24 protein-coding genes are annotated in these 20,678 nt (G+C 65.5%); 11 read left to right on the top strand and 13 right to left on the bottom strand.

Features of this window, described 5'->3' with window-relative positions; genetic code table 11:
- Positions 1-46 precede the first annotated feature (46 nt).
- Positions 47-745: an NRDE family protein gene (locus AC07U1_RS16375; protein WP_492740053.1), complete on the top strand. Its 699-nt coding sequence runs from the start codon at positions 47-49 to the stop codon at positions 743-745.
- A gap of 11 nt (positions 746-756) precedes the next feature.
- On the opposite strand, the gene infC is transcribed toward AC07U1_RS16375, so the two are convergent.
- Entirely contained in the window at positions 757-1,278 is a 522-nt protein-coding gene (gene infC, locus AC07U1_RS16370) for a translation initiation factor IF-3 (protein ID WP_056349184.1), read from the bottom strand.
- A gap of 194 nt (positions 1,279-1,472) precedes the next feature.
- The gene (locus tag AC07U1_RS16365) at positions 1,473-2,609 is read right to left on the bottom strand and encodes a penicillin-binding protein activator (RefSeq protein WP_156377837.1); all 1,137 of its coding nucleotides are present in this window, start codon (positions 2,607-2,609) and stop codon (positions 1,473-1,475) included.
- Positions 2,610-2,670: 61 nt separating this feature from the next.
- On the opposite strand from AC07U1_RS16365, the gene rsmI reads away from it, so the two are divergent.
- The 4 genes from rsmI (at position 2,671) to AC07U1_RS16345 (ending at position 5,573) form a co-directional block, all read left to right on the top strand.
- Positions 2,671-3,531, top strand: a complete 861-nt coding sequence (gene rsmI / locus AC07U1_RS16360) for a 16S rRNA (cytidine(1402)-2'-O)-methyltransferase (RefSeq protein WP_495178284.1) — start codon at positions 2,671-2,673, stop codon at positions 3,529-3,531.
- Positions 3,528-3,878: a YraN family protein gene (locus AC07U1_RS16355; RefSeq protein WP_495178285.1), complete on the top strand. Its 351-nt coding sequence runs from the start codon at positions 3,528-3,530 to the stop codon at positions 3,876-3,878. The genes rsmI and AC07U1_RS16355 overlap by 4 nt, the downstream gene beginning before the upstream one ends.
- 20 nt (positions 3,879-3,898) lie before the next feature.
- The gene (gene gshB / locus AC07U1_RS16350) at positions 3,899-4,849 is read left to right on the top strand and encodes a glutathione synthase (protein WP_495178286.1); all 951 of its coding nucleotides are present in this window, start codon (positions 3,899-3,901) and stop codon (positions 4,847-4,849) included.
- 109 nt (positions 4,850-4,958) lie between these two features.
- Positions 4,959-5,573: a DedA family protein gene (locus AC07U1_RS16345; protein WP_495178287.1), complete on the top strand. Its 615-nt coding sequence runs from the start codon at positions 4,959-4,961 to the stop codon at positions 5,571-5,573.
- Positions 5,574-5,684: 111 nt separating this feature from the next.
- On the opposite strand, the gene AC07U1_RS16340 is transcribed toward AC07U1_RS16345, so the two are convergent.
- The 4 genes from AC07U1_RS16340 to rph all read right to left on the bottom strand — a co-directional run bounded on the left by AC07U1_RS16340 (position 5,685) and on the right by rph (position 9,259).
- The gene (locus AC07U1_RS16340; RefSeq protein WP_495178288.1) at positions 5,685-6,575 is read right to left on the bottom strand and encodes a tyrosine recombinase XerC; all 891 of its coding nucleotides are present in this window, start codon (positions 6,573-6,575) and stop codon (positions 5,685-5,687) included.
- Positions 6,576-6,676: 101 nt separating this feature from the next.
- Positions 6,677-7,855 carry a radical SAM family heme chaperone HemW gene (gene hemW, locus AC07U1_RS16335; RefSeq protein ID WP_495178289.1) on the bottom strand — a complete coding sequence of 393 codons (1,179 nt, stop codon included), beginning with the start codon at positions 7,853-7,855 and terminating at the stop codon, positions 6,677-6,679.
- Between the two features lie 62 nt (positions 7,856-7,917).
- Positions 7,918-8,541 (bottom strand): RdgB/HAM1 family non-canonical purine NTP pyrophosphatase, encoded by a 624-nt coding sequence (gene rdgB, locus AC07U1_RS16330; protein ID WP_495178290.1) that lies wholly within the window; start codon positions 8,539-8,541, stop codon positions 7,918-7,920.
- A gap of 1 nt (position 8,542) precedes the next feature.
- Entirely contained in the window at positions 8,543-9,259 is a 717-nt protein-coding gene (gene rph, locus AC07U1_RS16325) for a ribonuclease PH (protein ID WP_056349161.1), read from the bottom strand.
- Positions 9,260-9,364: 105 nt separating this feature from the next.
- Between rph and AC07U1_RS16320 the strand changes: the two genes are divergently transcribed.
- Positions 9,365-10,048: a hypothetical protein gene (locus AC07U1_RS16320; RefSeq protein WP_495178291.1), complete on the top strand. Its 684-nt coding sequence runs from the start codon at positions 9,365-9,367 to the stop codon at positions 10,046-10,048.
- A gap of 3 nt (positions 10,049-10,051) precedes the next feature.
- On the opposite strand, the gene AC07U1_RS16315 is transcribed toward AC07U1_RS16320, so the two are convergent.
- Complete coding sequence (locus AC07U1_RS16315; protein WP_495178292.1) at positions 10,052-10,852, bottom strand: dienelactone hydrolase family protein; 801 nt, start codon at positions 10,850-10,852, stop codon at positions 10,052-10,054.
- 146 nt (positions 10,853-10,998) lie between these two features.
- Here AC07U1_RS16315 and hrcA point away from each other — a divergent pair, with 146 nt between their 5' ends.
- Together hrcA and grpE are read left to right on the top strand one after the other, a co-directional pair.
- Positions 10,999-12,042: a heat-inducible transcriptional repressor HrcA gene (gene hrcA / locus AC07U1_RS16310; RefSeq protein ID WP_495178293.1), complete on the top strand. Its 1,044-nt coding sequence runs from the start codon at positions 10,999-11,001 to the stop codon at positions 12,040-12,042.
- 4 nt (positions 12,043-12,046) lie between these two features.
- On the top strand, positions 12,047-12,607 hold the full coding sequence (gene grpE, locus AC07U1_RS16305; RefSeq protein WP_495178294.1) for a nucleotide exchange factor GrpE: 561 nt from the start codon (positions 12,047-12,049) through the stop codon (positions 12,605-12,607).
- A 170-nt stretch (positions 12,608-12,777) separates the two neighbouring features.
- Here the strand turns inward: grpE and def are convergent, their stop codons facing one another.
- The 4 genes from def to recR are packed head-to-tail and all read right to left on the bottom strand — an operon-like array spanning position 12,778 to position 14,609.
- Positions 12,778-13,311, bottom strand: coding sequence for a peptide deformylase (def, locus tag AC07U1_RS16300; RefSeq protein WP_495178295.1), 534 nt, complete (start codon positions 13,309-13,311; stop codon positions 12,778-12,780).
- A gap of 31 nt (positions 13,312-13,342) precedes the next feature.
- Positions 13,343-13,747, bottom strand: coding sequence for a hypothetical protein (locus tag AC07U1_RS16295; protein WP_495197749.1), 405 nt, complete (start codon positions 13,745-13,747; stop codon positions 13,343-13,345).
- A gap of 17 nt (positions 13,748-13,764) precedes the next feature.
- On the bottom strand, positions 13,765-13,959 hold the full coding sequence (locus AC07U1_RS16290) for a hypothetical protein (protein WP_495197748.1): 195 nt from the start codon (positions 13,957-13,959) through the stop codon (positions 13,765-13,767).
- A 53-nt stretch (positions 13,960-14,012) separates the two neighbouring features.
- Positions 14,013-14,609: a recombination mediator RecR gene (gene recR, locus AC07U1_RS16285; protein ID WP_492740031.1), complete on the bottom strand. Its 597-nt coding sequence runs from the start codon at positions 14,607-14,609 to the stop codon at positions 14,013-14,015.
- Between the two features lie 238 nt (positions 14,610-14,847).
- Here recR and fmt point away from each other — a divergent pair, with 238 nt between their 5' ends.
- Both fmt and truA read left to right on the top strand, forming a co-directional pair.
- Positions 14,848-15,768: a methionyl-tRNA formyltransferase gene (gene fmt, locus AC07U1_RS16280; protein ID WP_495178297.1), complete on the top strand. Its 921-nt coding sequence runs from the start codon at positions 14,848-14,850 to the stop codon at positions 15,766-15,768.
- A 96-nt stretch (positions 15,769-15,864) separates the two neighbouring features.
- Positions 15,865-16,605 (top strand): tRNA pseudouridine(38-40) synthase TruA, encoded by a 741-nt coding sequence (truA, locus tag AC07U1_RS16275; RefSeq protein WP_495178298.1) that lies wholly within the window; start codon positions 15,865-15,867, stop codon positions 16,603-16,605.
- Positions 16,606-16,816: 211 nt separating this feature from the next.
- Here the strand turns inward: truA and AC07U1_RS16270 are convergent, their stop codons facing one another.
- A complete protein-coding gene (locus tag AC07U1_RS16270; RefSeq protein WP_056349127.1) occupies positions 16,817-17,347 on the bottom strand; it encodes a CarD family transcriptional regulator in 531 nt (176 codons plus the stop codon).
- 312 nt (positions 17,348-17,659) lie between these two features.
- Between AC07U1_RS16270 and AC07U1_RS16265 the strand changes: the two genes are divergently transcribed.
- Positions 17,660-18,478, top strand: a complete 819-nt coding sequence (locus tag AC07U1_RS16265; RefSeq protein ID WP_495178299.1) for an SDR family NAD(P)-dependent oxidoreductase — start codon at positions 17,660-17,662, stop codon at positions 18,476-18,478.
- 39 nt (positions 18,479-18,517) lie between these two features.
- Here AC07U1_RS16265 and AC07U1_RS16260 read toward each other — a convergent pair whose 3' ends face one another.
- Positions 18,518-20,566 carry an alpha/beta hydrolase family protein gene (locus AC07U1_RS16260; protein ID WP_162248597.1) on the bottom strand — a complete coding sequence of 683 codons (2,049 nt, stop codon included), beginning with the start codon at positions 20,564-20,566 and terminating at the stop codon, positions 18,518-18,520.
- Positions 20,567-20,678: the final 112 nt, after the last annotated feature.

The following is a 20,678-nucleotide window of genomic DNA, read 5'->3' as shown; positions in this document are numbered from 1 at the left end:
AAGAGGTGGCTTGGCAAACGGTCCGCAGCACCCGATAGGCACCGCCATGTGCGTCGTCGCCCTCGCCTGGCAGGTCCATCCCGACTGGCCACTGATCCTGATCGGCAACCGCGATGAATTTCACGGCCGCCCCGCCGCGCCGCTCGCCGCATGGGACGACGGCAGCGGCATCGTCGCCGGCCGCGACCTGCAGGCGGGCGGTACCTGGCTCGGCGTCCATGCGCCGAGCGGCCGGGTTGTCGTCGTCACCAATGTGCGCGGCGCGATGCCCGACCCCGCGAAGGAATCGCGCGGCGCGCTCGTCACCGACATGCTGCGCGGCGATGGCCGCTTCGCCGATCCCGAAGCGGACGATCTGCCGCGGTTCAACGCCTTCAATCTGCTTGCCGTTGGCGGCGGCGAGGCGCGGCTGCTGACCAATCGCCCGGTGCCGCTGATCATGCCGCTCGCGCCCGGCGTCCACGCGCTCGCCAACGAACCCGTCGACCAGCCCTGCCCGCGCGCCGAACGGCTGCGCGCCGCGCTGGCGGCGGTGGTCGAAGCGCGCACCGATCCGGCATCGCTGCTCGACACGCTGATGGAGGAGGACGATCCCGCGCTGTTCCTGCGCGGCGACCTTTACGGCACCCGCGCCTCGACCCTCGTCCTGATCGCCGCCGACGGTAGCGTGCAGATGACCGAGCGCCGATACGAAGCGGGCGGCCGCCCCATTGGAACGACCGCCCGCAATTTTTCGATAGGCTGACGCCCGCGCGCTTATTTCGGCGCGATCACCATCAGCATCTGGCGGCCTTCGGTGCGCGGATGCGCCTCGACCTTCGCGATTTCCGAGGTCAGTTCGGCGACGCGCTGGAGCACGTTGAGGCCGAGCTGGGTGTGGCTCATTTCGCGGCCGCGGAACCGCATGGTCATCTTGACCTTGTCGCCTTCCTCGAGGAAGTCGAACACCTTGCGCATCTTCACGTCGAAATCATGATCGTCGATGTTCGGACGCATCTTGATCTCTTTGATTTCCTGCGTCTTCTGGCTCTTGCGAGCGAGGTTCGCCTTTTTCTGGGCTTCGTATTTATACTTGCCCACGTCGAGGAACTTGCACACCGGCGGATCGGCGTTGGGGGATACTTCGACCAGGTCGAGGCCCACCGAGGCCGCCTGTTCGATCGCTTCAGCAGTCAGCATGACGCCCAGATTTTCGCCTTCCTCGTCGATCACGCGGACCTTGGGCGAGGCGATGAATTCATTGTATCGCGGGCCGTTCTTGGGCGGCATAGGCGCCATCGGGCGGCGAATTGTGGGCGGTGGTATAGCTGTATCTCCTGATCGTGAATAATAGGCGCGCGGAATCGACGCGATCGCGCGCACCGCTCATATAGGGAACGCGCAGCCGTCGTAAAGGCTGCCCGTGGTAAATGGGTGCCGCTTTTCGCCCGACTGTGGCGACTATGCCACGCTCGGAGAGGCGCGAACCCCGCTCACCACTTCGTCGGCGCGGGTTCGATCACGCGAAAACCGCCCGCCCCGACTTCGCTGACCTCGAGCGCGCGGATCGCGATGCCGCGGTTGTTGAAGCGGAAAATGCCGTCGATCCCGCCGAAACCATCGGCCGCGAGCAGCTGGTTCACCGGGAAATTCGTCCCCGGTTTCCAGTCGCGCGAAATCCGCACCGTCAGCAGGACCGAGTCATAGCCCAGGCTGGCGAGACGATAGGGCGCCTTGCCGAACCGGGTGCGATATTTGCCCGCGAGCTGGCCATAGAGCCCGTCCGACACGCTGGCGAACCACGACCCGCGCATCGCGGCGTTAGTGCCGAGCGACGAATCGGTGTTCCACAGCTCGGTCCCCAGGATCTGCTTGCCGCCGGTGCCCTTGATGATCGGCACCGCGCGGATCGCATTGCCGCCCGAATCGGCGATCAGCACCGCATCCATCGCGCCGCCATTGGCGAGCCGCCGCGCCGCACCGGTCAGCGCGGTGGCGCTGCGGTCATAGCTTTCGACCGCGACCAGCGTGCCGCCCGCTTCGGCCACCGCAGCGCGGAATGCCGCCGCCGAGCGGTCGCCATAGACATTCTTGGGCACCAGCGCGCCGAAGCGGACATGGCCCTTGCCGCGCGCATAGGCGACGACGCGCTCGACCGACTGGCCGGGGACGAAGCCCATGATGAAGACGCCATTGCCGGCGACGCCGCTGTCGTTCGAAAAGCTCAATACCGGCACCTTCGCGGCGCGGGCGACCGGCGCCACCGCCGCGACATCCTCGGTCAGCAACGGGCCGAGGATCAGCTTGTTGCCGTCGGCGACCGCCTGCTGCGCCGCCGCCGCCGCGCCGAGCGCGGTGTCATAGGTGGTGATGCGGACGCGTTCGGTCTTGGTGTCGAGCAGCGCCAGCGTCGTCGCATTGGCGATCGCCATGCCGACATCGGCATTGGGTCCGGTCTGCGGCACCAGCAGCGCGACGCGGTGACGGTCGGTATCGGTCGGCAGTCCGGGTTCGATCGCCTCGGGCGGACGATCGGGCGTCACCACCGTCGTCGGACCATTGCCCTTGGGCACGACCTGGCACGCCGCGAGCAGCCCCGCCATCGCCATCACCGCCGCCATGCGCAGCATTTGCCGCCGCGGCGACGCATTATTTTGGCGCTCGGCAGCAGTTTCTGCCATTTGCGGCATCATGCCGGATTCGACCATCTCAAATTCTCCCTTGCCCGGACTCTATATCGTCGCGACCCCCATCGGCAACCTCGGCGACATCACGGCGCGCGCCGCGGCGACGCTGGCCCGCGCCGACCTGATCGCCGCCGAAGACACGCGTGTGACGGCGAAGCTGCTTTCGCATCTGGGTTTGCGAATTCCGATGACCCCCTATCACGACCATAGCGACGAACGCACGCGCGCCGCGCTGGTTGCGCGGATGGCCGACGAAGTCGTCGTTTTGGTGTCGGATGCCGGCACCCCGCTGATTTCCGACCCCGGTTACAAGCTGGTGCGCGACGCGCGCGCGGCGGGGCGCCACGTCACCACCCTGCCCGGCCCCTGCGCCGCGATCGCCGCGATCACTTTGTCGGGGCTGCCCAGCGACCGCTTCCTGTTCGCGGGCTTCCTGCCCAGCAAGGCCAAGGCCCGCTCCGACACCATCGCCGAATTCGCCGGCCTGCGCGCAAGTCTCGTCTTCTACGAAAGCGGCCCGCGCCTCTCGGCATCGCTCGCCGCGCTTGCCGAAGGACTGGGCGACCGCGAGGCGGCCGTGGCGCGCGAGATCAGCAAGCTCTACGAACAATGTGTCACCGGCACGCTGACCGAATTGTCGGCACGCTACGCCGATGCCCCGCCGAAGGGCGAGATCGTCGTCATCGTCGGCCCGCCGGGCGAAGCGGTGGCCGAAACCGCTGACGACGCCACCCTCGATGCGGCGCTGCGCGAGGCCATGGCCGACAAGCCGGTGGCGCAGGCCGCCAAGGCGGTCGCCAAGCGCTTCGGGCTCGACCGTCACGATGTTTACGCCCGCGCGCTCACGCTCAAGGGCGCCGGGTGAAACGCGCCGAGGCCGAAGCGCGCGGGCGCAAGGCCGAACGCCGCGCCGCCTGGTGGCTTCGCCTCCACGGCTGGCGCATCCTCGGCCGGCGATTGCGCGTCCCGGTCGGCGAAGTCGACCTGGTCGCGCGGCGCGGCCGCACGATCGCCTTCATCGAAGTCAAATGGCGCGACCGGCCCGAGGATCTCGACCTTGCCATCGACCAATATCGCCTGCGCCGCGTCGCCGCGGCGGCCGAAATGCTCGCCCCGCGCTTCGCCCGGCCGCGCGACGACATCCGGATCGACGTGATGCTCCTTGCGCCGCGCCGCCTGCCACGCCATCTGGTCCACGTCTGGCAGCCCTGACGGCGCCCAAGGAGAATAGCATGACCCTGCGCGCCGCCGTGCAAATGGACCCGATGGATGGTATCAACATCAATGGCGACAGCAGCTTTGCCCTGATGCTGAGCGCGCTCGAGCGTGGCTACACCGTCTATCATTACGACGTGCGCGGGCTGACATGGGAGGCCGGGCGGTTGACGACCAAAGCGCACCGGGTGCTGGAGGCACAGCGCGAAGCCGGCGCGCATTACAAATTCGGCGAGGAAGTCACCCTCGACCTTGGCCGCGATATCGACGTCGTGCTGATGCGGCAGGACCCGCCCTTCGACCTCGGCTATCTCACCGGCACCTGGCTACTCGAACGGATCAAGGGCGAGACGTTGGTCGTCAACGATCCCGCGGCGGTGCGCGACGCGCCGGAAAAGGTGTTCGTGCTCGACTTCCCGCAATTCATGCCGCCGACGATGGTCACGCGCAGCCTCGAGGCGACCAAGGATTTCCAGGCGCGCTACGGCGCGGTCGTGATCAAGCCGCTCCACGGCAATGGCGGCAAGGCGGTGTTCAAGATCGACGCCGACGGCAGCAACCTCGGCGCGCTCGTCGAACTGTTCGGACAGGTCTGGCCCGAACCCTTCATGGTCCAGCAATTCCTGCCCAGCGTCAGCCAGGGCGACAAGCGGATCGTGCTCGTCGACGGCGAGGTCGCGGGCGCGATCAACCGCAAGCCCGGCGAAGGCGAATTCCGTTCGAACCTCGCGGTCGGCGGCTATGCCGAGGCGGCGGAACTGACCCCGCGCGAGGCGGAAATCTGCGCCGCGCTCGGCCCGGCACTCAAGGAACGCGGGCTGATCTTCGTCGGCATCGACGTGATCGGCGGCGAATGGCTCACCGAAATCAACGTCACCTCGCCCACCGGCATCGTCGCGATCGACCGTTTCAACAACAGCGACACGGCGGGCATGATCTGGGATGCGATCCTGCGGCGGATCGCTTAGGCCATGGTAAGCGTCATTGCGAGGAGCGAAGCGACGAAGCAATCCAGAGCGGTGTAAGGCTGCCCCTGGATTGCTTCGCTCCGCTCGAAATGACGAGGCATTTTTTGACATGACCGATTTTATTCTGAACCTGATCCAGGCCTGGGGCTATGTGGGGATCTTCATCCTCATGGTCCTCGAAAATGTCTTCCCGCCGATCCCGTCCGAAGTGATCATGGGACTCGGCGGCATCGCGGTTTCGCAGGGCCGCTTCGACTTCTGGACCCTCGTCGCGGTCGCGGTCGCGGGGACGACTGCCGGCAATTGGGTCTGGTACGCCATCGGGCGCTGGATCGGCTATGAGCGCCTCAAACCCTTCATCGACCGCCACGGCCGCTGGCTGACCCTCGACTGGGCCGAGGTCGAACGGCTGCACGGCTGGTTCGTGAAATATGGTCCCGCGATCGTCTTTTTCGCGCGCTTCATGCCCGTCGCGCGCACGATGGTGTCGCTGCCCGCGGGCATGGTGCGGATGAACCTGGCAAAGTTCCTGCTGTGGACCGCGGCGGGATCGACGATCTGGATCGCCGCGCTCGCCGGCGCGGGCCACTGGTTCGGCAAGCAGTTCGCCAATCTCGACGCCTTCGTCGGCCCGCTCGCGCTAATCGCGATCGGGACGCTGGTGCTGATTTACGTTTGGCGCGTGATTAGGTGGAAGCCGAAGGCAAGCGAGGACGAAGCATAGAGCCCAACCCAACGCCGTTCGTGTCGAGCGAAGTCGAGACACGCGAAGGAAAGCGCCAGCACAACGTCTCTCGACTTCACTCGAGACGAACGGAAAAGGGAATAGCGCCGCTCAAGCCCTAGGGTGCGCACTCCGATAAATATCCAGCAGATGCGCGGCATCGACCGCCGTATAGACCTGCGTCGACGCCAGGCTGGCATGGCCCAGCAATTCCTGCAGCGACCGCATATCCGCCCCGCCCGCCAGCAGGTGCGTCGCGAAACTGTGGCGCAGCGCGTGCGGCGTCGTCCGCTCGGGCAGCCCCAGTGCGCGCCGCGCCGACCGCACGCTCGCGCGCACCACCCCGGGCTGCAAAGGCCCGCCGCGCGCGCCCAAAAACAGCGGCGTCTCCTTCGCCATCGGCCAGGGACAGGCGTCCACATAACGCGCCACCGCTTTCGCCACCGCCGGCAGGATCGGCACCACGCGCGTCTTGTTCCTTTTGCCCGTCACCCGCAGCACATCGCCGAGCGGCAGCACCGCGCCGGTCAGCGACAGCGCCTCGCCGATGCGCAGCCCCGCGCCATAGAGCAGCAGCAGCAACGCGAAGTCGCGCGCGCCGACCCAGCCCAGCCGCGCATTGTCCTCGACATCCTGCGCCAGTTGCAACGCCTCGGCGGGCGCAACGGGGCGCGGCAGCCCCTTCTTGACGCGCGGCCCGCGCAGCGCGGGCAAGGTCGCCCCCTCGCCCCCGACGAAACGCAGGAAACCGCGCAGCGCCGACAGCTCGCGCGCCGCCGACGCATTGCCCAGCCCCTCGGAACGTCGCGTCGCCAGATAGGCGCGCAAATCATTGGCGCTCGTCCGCCGCAACATCGCGGCATCGACCGCGCCACCATGATGACCCGACAGAAAGGCCGCGAAACGCTCGGCCGTCGCGATATAGGCGCGCCGCGTATGCTCCGACCGGCGCCGCTCATGCGCCAGATGGGCATCCCAGTCGCGAATGATGTCTGAAGCCAAAGACCGCCCTTCAAATCCCGTTTGTGTCGAGCGAAGTCGAGACACGTTGGCGCCATGCCGCGCGTCCCTCGACTTCGCTCGGGACGAACGGTGCGGGAAGGTTACTGAGTTTTCACCACCTCGGAAAGGATCGAATCGAGCAGCAAGATCCCCTCGCCGGTCACCACCAGCCGGTCGCCCTCGGCGCGCATCAGCCCCAGGCCCGCCAGCCGCGCCACCGCCGCATCATCCACGAACGCCGCGCGCCCCAGCCCGCTCCGCGCCTCGACCCGCGCCAGATCGACACCCTCGCTCAGCCGCAGCCCCATCAGCATCGCCTCGGTCGCACGCTCCTGCGCGGGCAGGTCATTCTCGACCTTCAGCCCGTGCCCGTTGCGCTCCACCGCCGCGATGAAATTCTCGGGCTTCTTGTGCCGTTCAGTCGCCTGCGCCAGCCGCCGCCCATGCGCCCCAGGCCCGACGCCCGCATAGTCGCCATAGCGCCAATAGGTCAGGTTATGCCGGCTCTCCTCGCCCGGCCGCGCATGGTTCGACACTTCGTAGCGCGGCAGCCCCGCCGCGCGCGTCATCGCCTGCGTCGCGTCGAACAGGTCTGCCGCGGCATCGCCGTCGGGAATGACGAGGTCGCCCTTCGCCGCCAGCGTCGCAAAGCGCGTCCCCGGCTCGATCGTCAGCTGGTACAGCGACAAATGCCCTGTCCCGAACGCCAGCGCGTCGCCCAGTTCGCGTTCCCAGTCGGAAAGCGCCTGCCCCGGCCGCGCATAGATCAGGTCGAAACTCGCGCGGTCGAAATAAGTTTGCGCTGCCGCAATCGCCCGCCGCGCCTCGTCCCCGCTGTGCGCGCGACCCAGAAATTCCAGCACTTTTGGATCGAAACTCTGCACCCCGATCGACACGCGATTGACCCCCGCCGCCGCCAGATCGGCGAAAGCGGCAACTTCCACCGAATTGGGGTTCGCCTCCAGCGTGATCTCGCAATCGTCCGCCAGCCCCCACAGCGCCCCCGCCTCGGCAATCACCGCCGCCACCGTGGCGGGCGGCATCAAACTCGGCGTCCCGCCCCCAAAGAAGATCGACGACACGGTCCGCCCCGGCAGCAACGCCGCTTCATACCGCAAATCCGCCAGCAAGGCCGCGCGCCAGACCTCTTGGTCGACGCTGTCGCGCACATGGCTGTTGAAGTCGCAATAGGGGCATTTGCTGACGCAAAAAGGCCAATGGACATAAAGGGCGAGCGGTTCACTCCCCTCCCGCTTGCGGGAGGGGTTGGGGGAGGGCATGTCTCGTGGATCAGTGGTGGCCACAGGCCCTCCCCTAGCCCCTCCCGCAAGCGGGAGGGGAATTAAAACGCCCCCGCCACCAGCTTGGCAAAGGCATCCGCCCGATGGCTGATCCGATGCTTCTCCGCCGGATCGATCTCCGCGAAAGTCAGTGTGTTACCGGCCGGAACGAAGACCGGGTCATAACCAAACCCCAGCTTGCCCCGCGGCGGCCAGGTCAGGCTGCCCTGCGCGGCACCTTCGTAAACATCGGCATGCCCGTCGGGCCACGCCAGCGCCAGCGTGCACACGAAGCGCGCGCTGCGGTCGACGTCGGGTCCCTGTTCGGCGAGCAGCCCTTCGACCTTGCCCATCGCGAGATACCAGTCGCGCCCCGGATTGCCCTCGAAGCGCTGCCGCTCGGCCCAGTCGGCGGTGTAGACCCCCGGCCGCCCGCCAAGCGCCGCGACCTCGAGCCCGCTGTCGTCGGCGAGCGCGGGCAGCCCCGCCGCCGACGCGCTCGCATGCGCCTTCAACAGCGCATTCTCGCGGAAGGTCGTCCCCGTCTCTTCGGGTTCGGGCAGGCCCAGGTCGCCCGCCGAAACCGGCTCGATCCCGAACGGTTCGAGCAGCGCGCGAATCTCGCGCACCTTGCCCGCATTGTGGCTCGCGATGACGAGCTTGCCGGGGACGAGCTTGCGATTCACCTCAGCGCCCCGTCGCCTTGTCCTGCGCCGCAAAAATCTCGGCGCAACCGATACGCGCCAACCGCAGCAGACGCAGCAGGCCCTCTTCGTCATAGGTCGCACCCTCGGCGCTGGCCTGGACTTCGACGATCTGGCCGCGCCCGGTCAGCACGAAGTTGCCGTCGGCCTCGGCGACCGAATCCTCGTCATAATCGAGGTCGAGCACCGGCGTGCCGTTGTAGATGCCGCACGAGATCGCGCCGACCTTGTCCTCGATCGGATCCTCGGCGATCGCACCCGACGCGAGCAGCTTGTCGACCGCGATCCGCAGCGCGACCCACGCGCCCGAAATCGACGCGGTGCGCGTGCCGCCATCGGCCTGGATCACGTCGCAATCGATCACGATCTGGCGTTCGCCCAGCTTCTTGAAATCGACCACAGCGCGCAGACTGCGGCCGATAAGCCGCTGGATTTCCTGCGTCCGTCCCGACTGCTTGCCCTTCGCCGCTTCGCGGCTGCCGCGCGTATGCGTCGCGCGGGGCAGCATGCCATATTCGGCGGTGACCCAGCCCTGCCCCTTGCCGCGCAGGAAGGGCGGCACCTTTTCATCGACGCTGGCGGTGACGAGCACCTTGGTGTTGCCGAAGCTGACGAGGACGCTGCCCTCGGCATGGATGGTGAATTCGGTCTCGATGCCGATGGGACGCATCTGGTCGGGCGCGCGGCCGGAAGGGCGCATGGGGGATTCTCCTGTGAATATGTGGGGGGCGCTTAGCGGCGCGCGAAGGAGTTGACCAGAAAAAGCCGGTGCCAATCGAAATGGAAGAGTATAGCATCTCCAGCCATGCGAACCGGCGCGATCATGGCCGCTGTAACAGCTACGTTGATTGCAATCGGCGTGACTTTGGGAATCGCCTTGGTCGATGCCGATCCCAGACGTCTCGATGGGTTCGAAGAGATCGTCTACACCCGAAACGTCGAGCATGGCCAACCGCGAGCGCTCGGAACATGTCCGTTGGGACGCGATATTTTCGTGAAACGAACCGGCCATGTCGAGATCGTCTGGTATGTGCAGAATCCGGATAATCATGGCTGCACGATTGCCGCCATCTATGAGCCGGGGAAGGACGACAAAAAGATGTGGGAAGAACCCGTCATCACCCGAACCAAATTTGTGCTGGATCGGGCCAAACTTGAAAAAATGCTCGGCGAGCTGAGGAGTCTGCACTGGACGCCGCTCTGGAGCGACACTGGCATAGAAGATTCCGCGTCGGTCGGCTGCGAAGATCGCAATAGGAATTTTAGTGACGCATTGCCCAGTCGAGCTTTCGTTGCCGTCAAACCCGGCCCCAAGATCGTGAATCTGCGGGTGCGGGGTCCCGCAGCTCGTTACACAGCCACCACGCCTTGCATTGAAAGCGAACTGGAAAACGTTGCAACGCTCGACGCCGCCTTTGACCCCATTGCTCCTGCCTTACCGCGAAACTACAGACTTGATCCTAAGATCGACGCCCAACTCGCGCGCTGAACTTTACCCCGTCAACCGCATCCTGAAAAAATCGAGGATTTCGTCGCGCGCCTGCACCGTCGGCTGGCCGGCTTCGTCGATCAGGTGGATCGTCACCACGCTGTGCGGGTTCTTCATCGGGCTGTCGGGGTTCGCGGCTTCGTCGGGCAGCACCTTGCCGATGAACCGGTCGCCGAGCGCGTCCTCATAGGCCGCGAAGCGCGCCGCCTTGCAGAATTTGTCGCCCTCGAAGCGGTAGGCGAGCACGGTCAGATCCTCGGCCTCCATCCGCGCCTTGACCGCCGCGAGTTCGTCGGGGGCGATATGCATGCCCGCCGCGTCGTTCAGCGGCAGCGACGGCTGCGACAGCACCGGCGCGAGTACCGAGGGTTCGAGCATCATCGACAGTGCGAAATTGCCCGTGAAGCACATGCCGATCGCGCCGACGCCCTTGCCGCCGCATTCCAGATGCGCGAACGCCGCGAGCGCGCGCAGCCATAACGTCGCGGGCGAGCTTTCATTCGCCTGGAAGGCGCGAAACTGGCGGCTGATGCACCCGCCGATCATCGTGAAGACCGCACCCGGCATGCGCGGCACCGCGCCGTCCTTGCCGAAAATATGCGGCATATAGACGGTGAAGCCCGCATCGCGGACCCAGCGCGCGAAGCGCGCGACATGCGGGCTGATCCCGGGCATTTCGGTCATCACGATCACCGCCGGACCGCTGCCCATCGTGTAGACGGGGTGCTTGCGGCCAAGCAGCGCGATGTCGCGATGGTCGAAATCGTCGAGCGGATCGTCCTGATTCAGCGGGCGTGTGGTCATGTGTCTCTCCCCCGGTCGGAGGCTAGGCAGAAGAATCGCCTTTTGCACCCCCTTTCGTCATCCCCGCAAAGGCGGGGATGACGATCGTTGAGGAGCCGAGGTCCAGCTTTGTTGCGCTCGGCCTCCTGCATCCCTAAATCCTCCCCATGACCACGCCGCCGATCACCGAACTCACCACGCGCGCCCGCGACGTGTTCCGGATGGTCGTCGACGCCTATCTCGAAACCGGCCAACCGGTCGGCTCGCGCACGCTGTCGAAGCTCGCCAGTCTCAACCTCTCCCCCGCGTCGATCCGCAACGTGATGCAGGATCTCGAGGAATATGGCCTGCTCGCCAGCCCGCACACCAGCGCCGGCCGCCTGCCCACCGAACAGGGGCTGCGCCTGTTCGTCGACGGCATGATGCAGGTCGCCGAACCATCGGCCGAGGACCGCGCCCAGATTGAGGCGTCCTTGTCCGACGCCGGCCCGATCGAAAGCGCGCTCGCGCAGGCGACCTCGGCGCTCTCGGGCCTCTCGGCCTGCGCCGGGCTCGTGCTCGTCCCCAAGCATGAGCGCGTGCTCAAACAGCTCGCCTTCGTGCCGCTGTCGGCCAGCCAGGCGCTCGTCGTGCTCGTCGCGGGCGACGGCGCGGTCGAGAACCGCGTCATCGCCATTCCGCCCGGCCTGAACCCTTCGGCGCTGATCGAGGCGGGCAATTATATCAGCGCGACCCTGTCGGGCCTCACCCTCGCCGAAGCGATGGCGCGGGTGCGCCGCGAGATCGAGGCCGAACGCATCGCGATCGACCGCGCCGCGCAGGATATGGTGTCGCGCGGGCTCGCGGTCTGGTCGTCCGACGGCGCCGACCGCCCGGTGCTGATCGTGCGCGGCCAAGCCAATTTGCTCGACGAGAGCGCGGTCGGCGACCTCGACCGGGTCCGCCAATTGCTCGACGAACTCGAAACCAAGCAGGAGATCGCCGGGTTGCTCGACAGCGCGCGCGAGGGGGCCGCGACGCGGATTTTCATCGGGTCGGAGAATAAATTATTCTCGCTTTCGGGCTCGTCCGTGATAGCGGCGCCCTATCGCGGATCGGACGGGCGCGTGGTCGGGGTTGTCGGCGTGATCGGTCCGACGCGCTTGAACTATGCCCGCATCGTTCCCATGGTGGATTTCACCGCCCAATCGCTCTCCAGACTGATACGATAGGTTTATGACAAATACTGACAACGACACGCGCGCCGAAGACGCGCTGACCCCCGAAAATGTCGCGGCCGAGGCCGATGCGACGACGCCCACCGCCGGTGAGAATGACGAAGTTGCGAAGCTCGCCGAACAGGTCGCGGCGCTGCAGCAGGACCTGCTCTATTCGCGCGCCGAGACGCAGAACGTCCGCCGCCGCGGCGAAAAGGAAGTCGCCGACGCGCACGCCTATGCCGCGACGAAATTCGCGCGCGATATCCTGTCAGTCGCCGACAATCTCGGCCGTGCGCTCGCCGCTCTCAGCGAGGAGCAGCGCGCCGACGAGGGGATCAAGCCGCTCGTCACCGGGCTCGAAGCGACCGAGCGCGAATTGCTCAGCGTCTTCGAACGCAACGGCATCACCCGCATCGCCGCGATCGGCCTGCCGCTCGACCCCAACCAGCACCAGGCGATGCTCGAAATCCCGAGCGATCAGACCCCCGGCACGATCGTGCAGGAAATGCAGGCGGGTTATATGATGAAAGACCGCCTGCTGCGCCCCGCGATGGTCGCGGTAGCAAAGGCGGGATAGCCCCTTCCCTCTCCCCTTGAGGGAGAGGGTTGCGCAGCCTTGGCGGTTCTGCCGCCTAGGCGAAGCTGGGTGAGGGGGTGCGCCCTATCGGCGGCAAAACGCCCTCACCCGCTGCAACTAGCGAATAAATTCGCAAGTTTCGCTGCCCTCTCCCTAGATGGGAGAGGGATTTAAGCCGCTTTCCGCATCTTCATCAGCTTCTTGAGCACCATCTCGCGCTTCAACCGCGACAGATGGTCGATGAAGAGAATGCCTTCCAGATGGTCATGCTCGTGCTGGATGCACGTCGCCATCAGCCCGGTCATGCGTTCGCTGTGAGGCTTGCCGTCGGCGTCCTGCCAGTCGACGGTGACCTCGGCGGGGCGCGTCACATCGGCATATTGCTCGGGGACCGACAGGCAGCCCTCCTGATAGACGCTATGCTCTTCGCTTTCCTCGGAGAAAACGGGGTTGATGAACACGCGCGGGGTGCGCAGCAGCCTTTCGCCGCTCTCATCCTCGGGATCGGGTTCCTGCAGGTCGATCACCAGGATGCGCTTCGCGACGCCGACCTGAATCGCCGCCAGCCCGATACCGGGGGCGTCGTACATCGTCTCGAACATGTCGGCGATCAGCGTCTTCAACTCGGCGTCGAAGGTCTCGACCGGCTTCGAAATGACGCGCAGCCGCGGATCGGGGGTCTCTATGATGGGTAAAAGGGCCATGGCGTGCAGGTATGGTCGGAGAGGCGCAGGGTCAAGGGGCCATATTTTCACCACAGGCGGCCAGATTTAGAAGCCCCGTCGCAACGTCGAACGTCCCAAAAGCCATCCGATAATCGCGATCATCTATCCCGCCCGAACCCTCGGGATAGTTGGAATAGCTCCGTCTTCCGTTCCCAAATTCCTCAAAATTAGCCTCGCGCAAATCCACTTCGATAACAGATTTGTTATAGGCGGTCGGCTGCGGCTCACGCCGCTCCTTCCAAGCTGCCTCTGACTCCTCCGGCGAGAATTCCAGTTTGTAATGATAGCGGCGAAGCCAGCTTTTGAGATCGCCTATACACTCCTCGCGTCCCAATGCCGCCTCGACCCGGTCCATTTCAGCCTCGGTCGGCTTGACCTCGCGCGCGGCACAAGCGGACAGGGCAAGCGCGATCAAGGCGACGCATCGCCATTTCATGCCCGCTGGCGCCAACGCGAAATGACCGTTCGGATCAGGATGAAACAGGTCGCCAAAACAACCAGGAAGACGCCCGACATGATCCACCACGCTGCGAAAATCTCATAAAGGTCGCTCTTCCACACGCCGGTTTCCAGATCGACGAATTCGCCCTGCGGATTATGCGCCCAAGCGGCGAAACCTGCGAACAATGCAGGCAGGGTGGCAACCAGCATACAAACGAGCAGAAGACGAAAGTAGCTTCTCACCCCACCGGCCGCCGCGCCCTCAGCGCCTGCGCCAGCGTCCCCTCGTCGAGATAATCGAGCTCGCCGCCTACCGGCAGGCCATGCGCCAGCTGCGTCAGCCGCACCGGATAGCCCTCCAGCCGCTCGGCGAGATAATGCGCCGTCGTCTGCCCCTCCAGCGTCGCGTTCATCGCCAGCACCACCTCGTCGATCCCGCCCGCCGCGACGCGCGCGACCAGCGCATCGATGCTGAGGTCCTGCGGCCGCACCCCCTCCAGCGCCGACAGCCGTCCGCCGAGCACATGATATTTGCCCGGAAAAAGCCGCGACTTGTCGAGCGCCCACAGGTCAGACACCTCCTCGACGACGCATAAAGACCGCTCATCGCGGCGCGGATCGGCGCAGATCGCGCACGGGTCCTGCGTGTCGACATTGCCGCAAATGGTACAGGTGACGAGCCGTTCGGACACGCTCTGCAACGCCGCGAGCAGCGGCGCAAAACTGCTCTCGCGCTTCTTCATCAGGTGCAGCACCGCGCGCCGCGCCGAGCGCGGGCCGAGGCCCGGCAGGCGGGCGAGTTGCTGGACGAGGGCTTCGATTTCGGTGGACGCCATGGGGTGGTGGTAGTGAGGCTGCGGGGTCGGCGCAATATCCCCTCTCCCGTCGGGAGAGGGTTGCGAAGACTTGCGAACTCGTTCGCTAGGCGAAGCTGGGTGAGGGGCGGTGAGTCATCGACCGGGCGCATCCCCTCACCCAGCTCCAGCTAGGCAGCAAGCTGCCAAGCTTGCGCAACCCTCTCCCGATGGGAGAGGGACTTGCGCCGCATCGCAACCTCATCCAAAGCCCGCACCCATGCGCATCGCCTTCATGGGAACGCCGCCCTTCGCGGTACCGACGCTCGCCGCGCTCCACGCCGCGGGGCATCAGATCGTCGCGGTCTACACCCAGCCCCCCCGCCCCGCCCAGCGCGGCAAGAAGGTGCAGCAAAGCGCCGTCCACAACTGGGCCGAAGACCATAGCCTGCCCGTCTGCACGCCCAAGAGTCTGAAAAGCCCCGAAGCGCAGGCCGAATTCGCCGCGCTCGACCTCGATGTCGCGGTGGTCGCCGCTTACGGCCTGATCCTGCCGCAGGCGATCCTGAGCGCGCCGCGCGAGGGCTGCCTCAACGTCCATGGCTCGATCCTGCCGCGCTGGCGCGGCGCGGCGCCGGTGCAGCGCGCGATCCTGTCGGGCGACGGCGAGACCGGCGTGACGATCATGCAGATGGACGCGGGGCTCGACACCGGCGCGATGCGGCTCGTCGGGCGGACCGGGGTCGACGACAAGACCGCGGGCGAGCTGACCGACGAACTCGCCGCGATGGGCGCCGCGCTGATGGTCAAGGCGCTCAGCGATCTCCACGCCTTCCTGCCCGAAGCGCAGCCCGACGACGGCGTTACTTACGCGGCCAAGATCGACAAGAGCGAGGCTCGGCTGGATTTCCTGACGAGTGCGGTGCAGGTCGAGCGCCAGGTCCGCGCCTTCAACCCGATGCCGGGCGCCTTTTTCGAACTCGACGGCGAGCGGTACAAACTGCTCGCCGTCGAGGTGATCCATCCGACGCAAAGCGCCCCGGGCGCCGCGCCGGGCGTCACGCTCGACGATGCGCTGACCATCGCCTGCAACCCCGGCGCGATCCGCGCGACGCGCGTCCAGCGCGCCGGCAAGCCCGCGATGGACGCCCCCGACCTGCTGCGCGGCCGCCCGATTCCCCAGGGCACGCGCCTCGCCTGATTTCCGTTCGTGTCGAGCGAAGTCGAGACACCTCGAAGGCGCGCGCGACCGATGAGCATCTCGACTTCGCTCGATGCGAACGGCTAAGGGGCGGCGATGACGCGCTTTGCCCTCACCATCGAATATGACGGCCGTCCCTATATGGGCTGGCAGCGGCAGGCGCATGGGCCGAGTGTCCAGCAAGCGATCGAGCAAGCCGTCACGAAGATTACCGGCGAAGACACCGCGGTGTTCAGCGCCGGACGCACCGATGCCGGGGTCCACGCCATCGCGATGCGCGGCCATGTCGATATCGAAAAGCCGCTGGCGCCCTTCCGCCTGATGGAGGCGATCAACGCCCAGCTTCGCCCTGCCCCGATCGCGATCATCGGGTGCGAGGTGGCGGACGACGACTGGCATTCGCGCTTCGCCTGCATCGGTCGTTCCTATGAATATCGCATCGTCAATCGCCGCGCGCCGTTGACGTGGGACAAGGGACTGGCCTGGCAATTCGCCCGGCCGCTCGACGCCGCGGCGATGCACGACGCGGCGCAACTGCTGCTGGGGCTGCATGATTTCACGACTTTCCGCTCGGCGCATTGCCAGTCGCAAAGCCCGGTGAAGACGCTCGATAAGCTGACCGTCAGCCGCCATGGCGACGAGCTGATTATCGAGGCCGCGGCGCGCAGCTTCCTCCACCACCAGGTGCGCTCGATGGTCGGCTGCCTTGCGCTGGTCGGGTACGGGAAATGGTCGGCGCGTGATTTACGGGCGGCGCTGGAGGCCGCGGATCGCAACGCGCTGGGCCTGAACGCCCCGCCCGACGGGCTGTATTTCGTGGCGGCGAAATATCCCTGAATCCCCTCTCCCATCTAAGGAGAGGGAGGGACCCATTGCGCAGCAATGGGAGGGTGAGGGTCCGGAGGTTTCGAAAAACGCCCTCACCCGCTGCGACTAGGTGGCAGAGCCACCAAGTCTCGCTGCCCTCTCCCTAAATGGGAGAGGGCAAGAAAAAAGGGCGACCCTTTCGGACCGCCCTTTCCTTTTTGGCATCGCGTCGAAGCCTGGCTTAAACCACCTTCTCCACATAATAGCGCGGCGCATTTTCGTTCAGGATCTCGAGGATCTTCGCCTGCGCCGTCTTTTCGTCGCTCTCTTCCATCGCGCCCAGTTCGCGGGCGAGGCGGCTCGAGGCGGCTTCGAAGATCTGGCGTTCCGAATAGCTCTGCTCGGGCTGGTCGTCGGCGCGGAACAGGTCGCGGGTCACTTCGGCGATCGACACCAGGTCGCCCGAATTGATCTTCGCTTCATATTCCTGGGCGCGGCGCGACCACATGGTGCGCTTGACCTTCGGCTTGGTGGTCAGAACCTGCAGCGCTTCCTTCAGCGTCTTGTCCGACGACAGCTTGCGCATGCCCACGCCCTCGGCCTTGTTGGTCGGAACGCGCAGGGTCATTTTTTCTTTTTCAAAGCGCAGGACATAAAGCTCAAGCTGCATACCGGCGATTTCCGACCGCTGCAGTTCGATGACGCGCCCCACGCCATGCTTCGGATAAACGACATAGTCACCGACTTCGAAGAGGAGGGTGTTTGCGGACATGCAGTTTCCTTTCTGTGCCTTGTCGGGGACGGGGAAGCGGGTCAAAGCCGGTGCATCCTGCCCTCCTGCGAGGGGGATCGGAGCATTTCGGCGGCGCTAGCCAGTCAGAGTGACAAGGGATATGGCTCCATCGGAAACGCCGAACGTGCCCCAGCCCAGCGACGGGAAGAGACAGAATGTCGGCGTGTTGATATTTATTATAACAGAGTCGCAACAAAATTGCCACCCCTGCACGGAAATGCGTGGGTAGGCGCCTTGACGCCCCCGCACAGCCGTTTCAGGCTGGGACGAAATGACAGATAGGATGCCAATATGCAGGATCAAGTTTGGTGGGTCACGGGCGCGTCTTCGGGGATCGGTGCCGCACTGGCGCGCGCGCTGTCGGCGCGCGGCGCGCGGCTGATCCTGTCGGGGCGCAATGTCGCGGCACTCGAAGCCGTGGCGAAGGATTGCGGCCCCGGCACGATGATCCTGCCCTTCGAGGCGACGGATTACGCCGCGCTGCCGTTGATGGCCGAGGAAGCGTGGAACTGGTGCGGCCGGATCGACGGCCTCGTCAACAACGCCGGCATCTCACAGCGCAGCCTAGCGATCGAGACCGATTTTTCGGTGTATCAGAAGATCGTCGACGTCGACCTGCTCGCCCCCATTGCCCTCACCCAGCAACTGCTGCCGCGCATGGTCGCGGCGGGCGGTGGCCAGATCGTCGCGATTTCCAGCGTCGCGGGCATCGCCGGGGTGCCGCTGCGCAGCGCCTATTGCGCCGCCAAACATGGGCTGATCGGCTATCACGACAGCATCCGCGCCGAAAATGAACATCTCGGGCTGAGAGTGCTCGTCGTCGCTCCCGGATCGATCGCGACCAACGTCAGCCGCAACGCGCTCAACGCCGACGGCAGCGTGCGCGGCGAAAGTGACAAAGCGATCGACAATGGCCTGTCGCCCGATTTCGCCGCAGCCGAGATTATCGCCGCGGTCGATGCGGGCACGCGCGAGCTCGTCGTCGCCGAAGGTGCAGAAGCTGCGATCCCCGGCCTGCGCCGCAGCGATCCCGACGCGCTGTTCGACCGGATGAGCGCGATGGTCCAGGCCGGCTATGCCGCCCAAATGAAAGCGGGCCGCGAAGGATAATCCTCCGCGGCCCGCCTCGGGTTCCAATGATAGCCGATGCTATTTGGTGTCGACGGTCACCACGACCGGCACCGGCTTGTCGGGATCGCTGGCGATATAGGCGGGGTTGAACCGCTCCAGCCACTTCTCGGTCTCGACCAGCCATTCGGTGTGCACATCCTCATAGGGCAGGTTGTGCGTCCCCTTGGGCTGTTCAACATAGCGGAAGTCGACGCCTTCCTTCTTGCCCGATCCCTTCAGGCGCGACACCAGCGTGCGCGACTGCTCGATCGGGATACGCGCATCGCGCAGACCGGCGACGATGAGGATCGGCGACCACTTCCCGTCGGTGTTGCGTGCCGACGAGATCGAGATCAGGTCGGCGGCGGTGGCCTGGAAATTGGCGCCGAAGCTGCCGAAGGTGCCGGTGTCGAACGACTTCATCATCGGGAAGTCATAAACGCCCGCACCCGCGATCGCGCATTTCCACAGATTGCCGTCGCGCTGCGCGCCGCGTGCGGTCGCATAGCCGCCATAGGACCAGCCCATGATGCAGGCCCGCTTGGGATCGATCAGGCCTTGCCCGGCGAACCAGGTGACCGCGTCGTTGAGGTCGTCCTGCATCCGGTTGCCATAGCCGTTGGGCTTGCGTCCTTCCTTGACGAACTCCTTCCCGTAGCCGCCCGAGCCGCGATAATTGGGCTGGATGACGACATAACCGAGTTCGGCGACCGCCTGATGCCAGGGGAAAAAGCCGAAGCCTTCTTCATCGCGGATGCCATAGGGCCCGCCGTGCGGCATCACCACGACAGGCAGGTTCTTGGCACCCTTGCGGTGGCGCGGATAGGTGACGACCGCCTCGATCTCCATCCCGTCCGACGCCTTGTAGCGGACCGTGTCGGTCGGATTCATCTTCGCACCCTGCAAAATCGGGTGGACCCAGCCGAGCAGCTGCAATTTGCCGCTTTCGGTATCGTACAGATAATAGCCGCCCGGATCGCTCGTCTCGCCGACACGAACGACCAGCTTGGTGTCGCCGTCGTTGGTCGAGGTGATGATCGCATTGCCTTCACCGAAATCCTCGTCGAAGAATGCCTGGACCTGCGCGAGGCGCGGATCCGTCCATTTGCGCCGCTCCTTGTCGGTCGTGAAAGCGACACCCAGCATGTCGTTCTCAGCCTCGTTGACGACAATGCCATCGACATCGTAGCGGCTGAGCTGGAACACCGGGCCGCCAACGACTTCCATCGTCTTCATATTGACCTTGTAGACGCGGCGCAGATTGTCCTTGTTGCTGGTCGCATAGGCCATGTCGGGTTCGTCGAGGAAGACTTCCGGTACGATCTGCGAATTGGTGAAGGTCGGGTCCTTCGCGTTCGACACGGTCTTGAGCGTCCCGCTCGCGTCCGAACGATACATCAGGCGCTGGTTGCCCTTGTCGTCCTGGCCCAGACCACCGCGAATTACGCCCTTGCCGTCGACCAGCCAGGTGCTGACCTCGACATTGGGGCGTTGGACGGTCTTGAATTTCCCGGTGCGTACATCGACGTCGAGCACTTCGGGGCCCACCGAGAAGCTGCCGTCCTTGAAGAAGCCGCGCTGGATCAGCATCGTTTCCTTCTCGTCGTCGATGTGCAGGATCGTGCCGCCATCGCCGCCGGCTTCGGTCCACGCGATCGGGGTCAGCTTGCCCGATTCAAGATCATAGGCGGCAAGGCGGCGAAGGTCGGCGCGCTGCCCGAAGATGTTCTCGCGCGACAGCAAAGTCACGATCAGCGTGCGATTGCCGACCCAGCGCCAGCCCCCCATGGTCCGGTCGCCCGCCTCACGAAATTCTTCGGCCTTGGCGATCAGCGTCGGTGCGCTGCCCGGCTTCGCGAGGTCGAGATAGACCAGATTGTCGACGCCATCGCGGCTCATCATCACCGCGATCTTGGTGCCGTCGGGCGACAGGCGCGGATCGCGCATGAACGGCCTTTTGCCGAACACGGCGGTGTCGACGCGCCCCTTTTGCGCGGTGACGACGATATCGCTCGCCTGCGCCATGCCGACCGCCGGCCACGCCACTGCCGATGCCAGCAAGGCGGCGGCAAACATCTTCTTGATCATTATAATCTCCGTATTCATGCCCCGACGGAGAGCGCAACCCACTGGCATTCGGGCCGATTGCCCGCGCTTCCCTCTACCGCGCAGCCTAGAAAGCGCGCGCGGGGATGGCAAC

It is taken from the genome of Sphingopyxis sp. GW821-FHT02C12, assembly GCF_059421785.1.
Note: the sequence above shows the minus strand (reverse complement) of the source record. Positions and strands in the feature narration are given on the sequence as shown.